The sequence below is a fragment of the Saccharopolyspora sp. NFXS83 genome (assembly GCF_026241095.1).
In the GTDB taxonomy this organism is placed as follows: Bacteria; Actinomycetota; Actinomycetes; order Mycobacteriales; family Pseudonocardiaceae; genus Saccharopolyspora_C.
The window spans coordinates 1-7,300 of sequence record NZ_JAPFGB010000054.1; the positions used below are offsets into that span (position 1 = coordinate 1).

Annotated in this window: 7 protein-coding genes and 1 pseudogene; 4 read left to right on the plus strand and 4 right to left on the minus strand. The window is 73.9% G+C overall.

Features of this window, described 5'->3' with window-relative positions; translation table 11 throughout:
* Together OOZ19_RS29830 and OOZ19_RS29835 are read left to right on the plus strand one after the other, a co-directional pair.
* The coding region (locus tag OOZ19_RS29830; RefSeq protein WP_507028824.1) for a COG1470 family protein at nucleotides 1–982 on the plus strand (982 nt) is incomplete at its 5' end.
* Nucleotides 983–1,050: 68 nt separating this feature from the next.
* A pseudogene (locus OOZ19_RS29835) lies at nucleotides 1,051–1,554 on the plus strand (GtrA family protein); the annotation flags it as partial.
* Between the two features lie 113 nt (nucleotides 1,555–1,667).
* Here the strand turns inward: OOZ19_RS29835 and OOZ19_RS29840 are convergent.
* Nucleotides 1,668–2,942 (minus strand): sensor histidine kinase, encoded by a 1,275-nt coding sequence (locus tag OOZ19_RS29840; protein ID WP_266093512.1) that lies wholly within the window; start codon nucleotides 2,940–2,942, stop codon nucleotides 1,668–1,670.
* A 12-nt stretch (nucleotides 2,943–2,954) separates the two neighbouring features.
* Nucleotides 2,955–3,629 carry a response regulator transcription factor gene (locus OOZ19_RS29845; protein ID WP_266093513.1) on the minus strand — a complete coding sequence of 225 codons (675 nt, stop codon included), beginning with the start codon at nucleotides 3,627–3,629 and terminating at the stop codon, nucleotides 2,955–2,957.
* 142 nt (nucleotides 3,630–3,771) lie between these two features.
* Between OOZ19_RS29845 and hisN the strand changes: the two genes are divergently transcribed.
* A complete protein-coding gene (hisN, locus tag OOZ19_RS29850) occupies nucleotides 3,772–4,548 on the plus strand; it encodes a histidinol-phosphatase (protein WP_266093514.1) in 777 nt (258 codons plus the stop codon).
* A gap of 66 nt (nucleotides 4,549–4,614) precedes the next feature.
* On the opposite strand, the gene OOZ19_RS29855 is transcribed toward hisN, so the two are convergent.
* Both OOZ19_RS29855 and OOZ19_RS29860 read right to left on the minus strand, forming a co-directional pair.
* Complete coding sequence (locus OOZ19_RS29855; protein ID WP_266093515.1) at nucleotides 4,615–4,959, minus strand: hypothetical protein; 345 nt, start codon at nucleotides 4,957–4,959, stop codon at nucleotides 4,615–4,617.
* Nucleotides 4,959–6,536 carry a glycohydrolase toxin TNT-related protein gene (locus OOZ19_RS29860; RefSeq protein WP_266093516.1) on the minus strand — a complete coding sequence of 526 codons (1,578 nt, stop codon included), beginning with the start codon at nucleotides 6,534–6,536 and terminating at the stop codon, nucleotides 4,959–4,961. Before OOZ19_RS29860 ends, OOZ19_RS29855 begins: the two co-directional genes overlap by 1 nt.
* A gap of 217 nt (nucleotides 6,537–6,753) precedes the next feature.
* Between OOZ19_RS29860 and OOZ19_RS29865 the strand changes: the two genes are divergently transcribed.
* Nucleotides 6,754–7,197 carry a MaoC family dehydratase gene (locus tag OOZ19_RS29865; RefSeq protein WP_266093517.1) on the plus strand — a complete coding sequence of 148 codons (444 nt, stop codon included), beginning with the start codon at nucleotides 6,754–6,756 and terminating at the stop codon, nucleotides 7,195–7,197.
* The last annotated feature ends 103 nt before the right edge of the window (nucleotides 7,198–7,300 follow it).

Below are 7,300 nucleotides of genomic sequence, written 5' to 3' on the forward strand. Positions count from 1 at the left end.
CGCCGGAACCGCCCCCGCCTCCGCCCGGACCGCCGAGCCCGCCCCCGGGGGGCCGCCGGTGCGCTGCGAGAGCTGGACGGGCGGGGTGCAGTGCAGCTCCGAACGCGGCCTGAACCCCGGCGAGACGCTCACCTTCGACCTGCGCACCACGGCCGCCGCGAACGCCACGGGCGGCCAGATCCGCGCCCGCGTCCTCGCCGGCACCGACCTGGACCTGCCGCTGTCGGCGATCCAGGTCCAGATGCGCTCCGGCGACGGAGTGGACGTGGCGCTGTCGACCACGCCGCACCCGGTGCACGACCTGCTGCTGGGCGAGGACGTCCCGGATGGTCCGCCGCTGCGCCTGCTGCTGGACGTGCGCAACACCGGCGTCACCAGGGGCCGCGCGGAGGCCGTCGCGCACCTGCCGGACGGCGCGCACGCGCTGGGAATCCCTCCGGAGTGCTCGCCGCTGCCGACCGGCGACGAGCTGCGCTGCTCGGCGGAGCTCGACCCGGGCGAGTCGTTCCGGGGCAAGCTGTGGCTGACGGCGCTGCCGGTCGACGCGAACGGCTCGGCGGACGGTGAGGAACGCGAGGTCACCATCCCGGCGCAGGCGCGGCTCGGCACCGCCGCCGACAGCACGGAGCTCACCGCCCGCCTCTGGTACCCCTGGAAGCCCCAGCCTCCGGAGCACTGCCCGCTGCCGCCGGACTGGCCGCTGCGACCGCCGGAACCGGAGTCGTGGCACTGCTGGATCCCGCCGTGGCCCGACCACCCGCACCTGCCGGAGCCGCCCGAGTTCCCGGAGCCCACCGGCACCTCGGAACCGCCGGAACCGACGTCCCCGGAGGAATCGGCGCCCGCCGAGGAGCCCGAGCCGTCCACCTCCGAACCGGCTCCGCCGTTCCTGGAACCGCTGCTGCGCCCGAACCCGCCCGAACCGGATCCGCGCCCCTGGCACGACACCTGGTGGCCGCTGCCCGGCGCCCCCGGACGTTGAGCCCCGGGACGGCGCTGGAAGTGACGCGAGTTCGGGGACGGTGAGCGAGGCCGGTTAAAATCGCGGAGATGTCAGTCGTGGAAGCCGTGCTCGCCCGTGTTCCGCGCCCGCTGCGGGATCGTGCGGTGCGGCACCGCGAACTGGTCAAGTTCGCGATCGTCGGGGCGAGCACGTTCTTCATCGACTCGGCGATCTTCTACGCGTTGAAGCTGACGATCCTGGTGCCGAAACCGGTCACCGCGAAGGTCATCGCCGTGCTGGTGGCCACGATCGTGTCGTACGTGCTGAACCGGGAGTGGTCGTTCCGCACCCGCGGCGGACGCGAACGCCACCACGAGGCCGCGCTGTACTTCCTGTTCAGCGGTATCGGGGTGGCGCTCTACGCCGCCCCGCTGTGGTTCTCCCGCTACGCGCTGCACCTGCAGACGCCCTACACCAGCAGGTTCGTCGAAGAGATCGCCGACTTCACGGCCGCGCAGGTCGTGGGGCTGATCCTGGGCATGGTGTTCCGCTGGTGGGCGTTCCGGAGGTGGGTTTTCCCCTCCGACGAGGACCCGGACGACGAGGCCCCGGACGACGTGGGCCCGACCGGCGCGGGCCGCACCGGTTCCGGCGACGCCGAGGGGGCCGCGAACACCGGCTCCGGGAACGCGGAGCCGCCCCACGACCAGCCCGACCGGCAGGCTCAGCGCGGCCTGGACTCGATCTTCCACGGCACGCCGAGCACGTCATCGGCCCTGGCCACCGGCAAGAAGATCTCGAACAGCGCCGGGCGTGCCTTGCTCAACTCCAACCGGCCGCCGTCGGCCTCCACCAACGCCCGCGCCAACGCCAACCCGACCCCGGTGGAACCGCCCGCAGAGAAGCCGCGCTCGAACACGTAGGGCACCAGCTGGTCCGGCACGCCCGGCCCGGCGTCACCGACCTCCACCACGACGGTCCCCCCACCGTTGCGCGCGGTGAGCGTCACGGTCCCCTTGCCGTGGCGCACGGCGTTGTCCAGCAGCACCCCGATGGCCTCCCGCAACCGCCCCGGCGTCGCCCTGGCCAGCAGGCCTTCCGGCACCCGCTGGCGCAGCGCGCGACCCTGCGAGCGCAGCGGCTCGCGCCATTCCGCCGCCGCCTCCGCCAGCGCCTCCGACACGTCGAGCGGCTCCGCGTCCCTGGCCCGCGCGGCCGTCGCCGCCGCCAGCAGGTCGTCGAGCACGTTGGACAACCGCTCCGCCTGCTCCAGCGCCGCCGCCGCCTCCTCGGAGATTTCCGGATCGGGCGCGGTCGCCAGCGCCTCCAGCCGCAGCTGCAACGCGGTGAGCCTGCTGCGCAGCTGGTGCGACACGTCGCCGACGAGTTCCCGCTCCCGCTGCACCAGCTGCGACAGCGCCGCCCCGGAGGCGTCCAGCGCGTCGGCCACCCGGTCCAGCTCCGGCACCTCGTGGCGCTTCGGGTCCGCCCGGAAATCGCCCGCGCCGAGCCGAGCCGCGCGCGCCGCCACGTGCCGCAGCGGATCCGCCAGCCGCCGCGCCGTCAAGCCCGCGACGACCATGCCGGTGCCCGCCGAGAGCACCACCAGCAGCAGCACCAGCCCGGCCACCTGGAACTGCTGGGTCCGCACCGGAGCGCTCGGCGCGGACAGCGTGACGGTGCCGCTCTGCACCATCGGCACGCTCTCCGTCAGCGGCGACGTGCCCGGATCGGAGCCGTAGACGTACTCGTGGTCCTTGGTGCGCACCATCAACCGCGCGTCCCGCGGCACGGCCAGCAGCACCGACTCCACGTCGATCGGGTGCCGGGAGGCGACCTGCTCGTCGAGGGAGGTCGCGATCTGCTGGGAACGGGTGGACAGGTCGGCGCGGGTGAAGTCCTCCACCAGCTTCAACGCGGTCACGCCCAGCGGCAGGCCCAGCACGACCGCCGTCACCGCCACCGCCAGCAGCGTCGCGATCAGGATGCGCCGGTACACGGGGCCGGTCCGTCAGTCCGCGTTGAAGCGGAACCCGACACCGCGCACGGTGGCGATCCGCTGCTCGTCGGCCCTCCCGTTGCCGTCACCGAGCTTCCGGCGCAGCCACGAGATGTGCATGTCCAACGTCTTGCTGCCCTTGCGGCTGGCCTCCGGCCACACCTCGTCGAGGATCTCCTCGCGGGTCACGACCTGGCCTGCGTGCTGCATCAGCACCCGCAGCAGCTCGAACTCCTTGTTCGCGAGGCCGACCTCCTGCTCGTCGACGAGCACCCGGCGCGCCGTGAGCTCCAGCCGCACCCCCGAGGCCTCCAGCGTCTCCGGGGATCCGCGGCGCAGCAGCGCCCGGATGCGGGCCATCAGCTCGGCCAGCCGGAACGGTTTCGCCACGTAGTCGTCGGCACCCGCGTCGAGCCCCACGACGAAGTCGACCTCGTCGGTGCGCGCGGTGAGCATCAGCACCGGGAGGCCGCGGCCCTGCGCGCGCAGCCTGCGGCAGACCTCCAGCCCGTCCATCTCCGGCAGACCGAGGTCGAGCACCATCAGGTCGACTCCGCCGGAGGACGCCTCCTGCAGCGCCGAAGGACCGTCCTCGATGACCTGCACCGAGTAGCCCTCCCGCTGCAATGCCCTCGACAACGGCACAGCAATGGCTGGGTCGTCCTCGGCCAGCAGCACTACGCTCACGCACCCCACCCTAGAGGTCGGCCATGATCAGGTTGGGCTCCTAGGCGGTAAGTGGCACCCGCGCGGTCTGGTAACCGCACCGCAGCGGACCGACCGACCCGCCGAGCAGAGCGTTCCGCCAGGGCTCAGTAGGGTTCGGCGGGTGACCAACGTCGATGATCTGGAACTGGCGCTGCGGCTCGCGGACACCGCTGACGCGATCACCTCGGACCGGTTCCGCGCCCGCGACCTCACCGTGGACCGCAAACCCGACCGGACCCCCGTCACCGACGCCGACCTCGCCGTCGAGGACGCCGTGCGCGCCGTGCTCGCCGAGCAGCGCCCGGACGACCGGGTCGCCGGGGAGGAGCGCGGCGGGGACATCTCCGCGGCTCGGACCTGGGTGCTCGACCCGATCGACGGCACGAAGAACTTCCTGCGCGGCGTGCCCGCCTGGGCCACGCTGATCGCGCTCGTGCAGGACGGGACGCCGACCGCCGGGGTGATCAGCGCCCCCGCGCTCGGGCGGCGCTGGTGGGCGGCGGCCGGGCAGGGCGCGTGGACCGGGACGCGGGAGACCGCCGAACGGATCTCGGTGTCCGGCGTGCGGGAGATCTCCGACGCCTACGCCTCCACCACGCACCTGGGCAGCTGGGTGGAGCACCACTCGCGGGAGTCCTACCTGCGGCTCGTCGACGCGTGCTGGGAGAACCGGGCGTTCGGCGACTTCTGGCAGCACTGCCTGGTGGCCGAAGGCGCCATCGACCTCGCGGCCGAGGCGATCGTGAACCCGTGGGACGTGGCCCCCGTGCAGATCATCGTCCAGGAGGCGGGCGGCACGTTCACCGACCTCAGCGGCGAGGTCGGCTTCCAAGGCGGCTCAGCGTTGAGCAGCAACACGCACCTGCACTCCACCGCCCTGGACCTCCTCCAGCGCTGACGAGGCGATCGGAACGGCTCGCGCGACGCCCACTTCCGCACCGGACGTCGCAGTGCCGTCCGGACGTCACGGCGCCGGGGTGCCGTGCGGAGGTGTCGCGGGTTCCGGAGGCGCGGCACCCGCGGCCGGTCGGGTCCCGGGGTGGTCGGGGTCGGTCGGGCCGATGACGCCGCGCAGCGCCTGGGTCCAGGTGAGGCGGCCGAACAGGTAGAAGCAGGCGACCTGCTCGCTGCCGAACCGCGCCCAGTCGTAGCGGTTGCCCTGTTCGCGCCAGAACACCTCCCAGCCGGGCACCCCGTCGATCTCCTCGCGCAGCAGGCACCAAGTGTGATCGGCTTCGGTGCCGAGCGACACGAGCTCGGCCGGGACGCCCATCGCGGTCAGCCAGCCGAGCATCGATTCGGTGTTCACTACGCGATCTCCTCCGTGGCCTCGTGCCTGTCCGCTCCCGGCGCGGCGCGGCCCGACGTCGGTCTCGTCGGGCGCTCCGGCGGTGCGCCGTGCCCTGCCCGTTCCGGCTCCGCCGCAGCGGACCGCGATTCGCCGCCCGGCTCAACGCCTCCGGCGTCCGGGGCCGCGGGCGCGACCTCGCCGCGATCCGCCGCGTCGATGACGTGGCGGTCGAGCCGCAACGTGCCCGCTTCCGCCGCGAGCCGTGCCGCCGTCAGCTCCGCGAGGTGGCCCAGCGCCACCAGCTCCGCCAACGAATGCGTCAACCGGTACCGCACCCCGCCACCGGCTCCGCCGAACCACGACGCCGACACCGCCCGCCACACCGGGAGCGGACGCAGCACCCGGTACCGGCGGTACGGCAGCTCCAGGTATTCCGGCGGCAGGCTGCGCCGGGTGAACGCGGTGCCGTCCGGCGCCGCGACCCGGCCGGTGCCCGAGCCCAGCGCGTCGAGCACGGTGTCCGGGTCCAGCACGACCGGTTCCGCCGGCTCCGAGCAACCCTCCGGCACCGCCTCCGACGCGGGCCAGCGATGCCCGGCGGGGCCGGTGTACCGGCGTTCCCATTCGAGCTCGCCGAGCTCGGCCAGCGGGTCGTGGTCCGCGGTGAAGTCGTCGGGGCGCTCCGCTCCGTCCGGCTCCTCCGCGGGGCCCGCGACCTCGCCGGAGCGCACCCTGCCCAAGGCGTCGCGATCATCGACGAGGTCCGCGCGGGGATGGTCCCGCGGCGGGAACCTGCGCCCGGCCAGCGGATCCACGGCCGCGCCCGGAGTCGGGAGCTCGCGGCTGGCGCTGGCCGCGGCGACCGGGAGATAACCGATCGGGAACTGGTGCAGCATGAACGCCACGGCTTCCTTGCGGTCACCTTGGCGAGGGCGCGCGGCGGCGTCGGCGTGCTGCTCCGCGGGCCCGCCCGGCCGCTGCCCGTAGTGCCGGTGACCGGGCAAGCGCCCTCCCGGGCCGGGCGCGGGCCCGCGCTGGTCGTGCCGCCCCACCTGCGACCCGGGTCGACCGGGCTGGTCCGGCCGGTTCGAGTGCGCCGCACGACCTTGCCCACCGGCCTGGTTCGGCGTCGCCGGACCACCCGCGTGCCCCGGGCCACGCTGCTGAGCGGCGCCCTGCTGGCCTGGAAGCCGTCCGGGCTGCGCCGGTGCGGCGGACCGCGCCGCCGCGCCGAACCCGCTCGCGCCGTGCGGCGGCCGTCCCTGCGCCCCGGCGAACCCGCCCGCCTGCGCCGGACCGCTTTGCGCCGCCACCGGAGGCGCGGAAGACCACGCCTGGCGCACCGGGTGCGGTGCGGTCACCGAAGCCGGATCGACATCCCCGGGAACCCACCCCGCTCCGGGCTGCGCGCCGGAACCGCGCGCCTGCACCGAGACCGGCCCCGTGTGCTCGCCGTCGCCGCGCCACGGCCCGTCCGCACGGCCGTTCCCGGCGGCGCCCTCATCCGCCCGCGACGGCGCCGAGTCCGCGGCTGCACCGGTCGTGCCCGACGCCGAGTCCTCGTCGGCACGGCCCGCCGGCTCGTCGTTGGCCACGGCCACTCCCCTTTCCGCAGACGCCACCGGCGCCGCTGGGCACCGCTTCGGTCGAGCACCGCCGGGGCGCGTCCCCACGTGCCGCGTTCGGCACGTGGGACCGGGCAGCCCGTGGGACGCACGCCGCGCGTAGATGGTTCCATGCCGATCCTCCCCCGCCCGAGCCGGACCACGCACCGTCCGCCGCCCGGCGCAGCCGGGCTGCGATGATCCGGGCATGGTGGCGATCGCGTACGACGACCTCACGCCCGGCCGGGTCTTCGACCTGGGCACGGTGCGAATCGACCGGGACGAGATGGTGGAGTTCGCCCGGCGCTTCGACCCGCAGCCGTTCCACTTGGACGAGGAGGCGGGCAAGCGCTCCGTGCTCGGCGGCCTGTGCGCCTCCGGCTGGTACACGTCCTCGCTGTGGATGCGGGCCTACGTCGACCACGTGCTGGCCGACTCCACCTCGCAAGGATCGCCCGGCGGCAACGAGCTGACCTGGTCCGCGCCGGTGTTCCCCGACGACGAGCTGCGATTCGGCATGACCGTCAACAGTGCTCGGCTGTCGAAGAGCAAGCCCGGGTTGGGGCTGGTGGAGATCAGCGGTACCGCCGACCGCGGCGAGGATCGGGTCATGCGGTTCACGTTCCTCGGGATGTTCGGTACGCGTTCTTGACGTGGGTTCGGCTTGGCGGGTGAGGTGGGTTTTAGGGCCTTCCCCGGTTTGGGCGTGTGGTTGCTGTGGTGCGGTGGAAGGTCTTTTTTACTGAGTGCTTCCA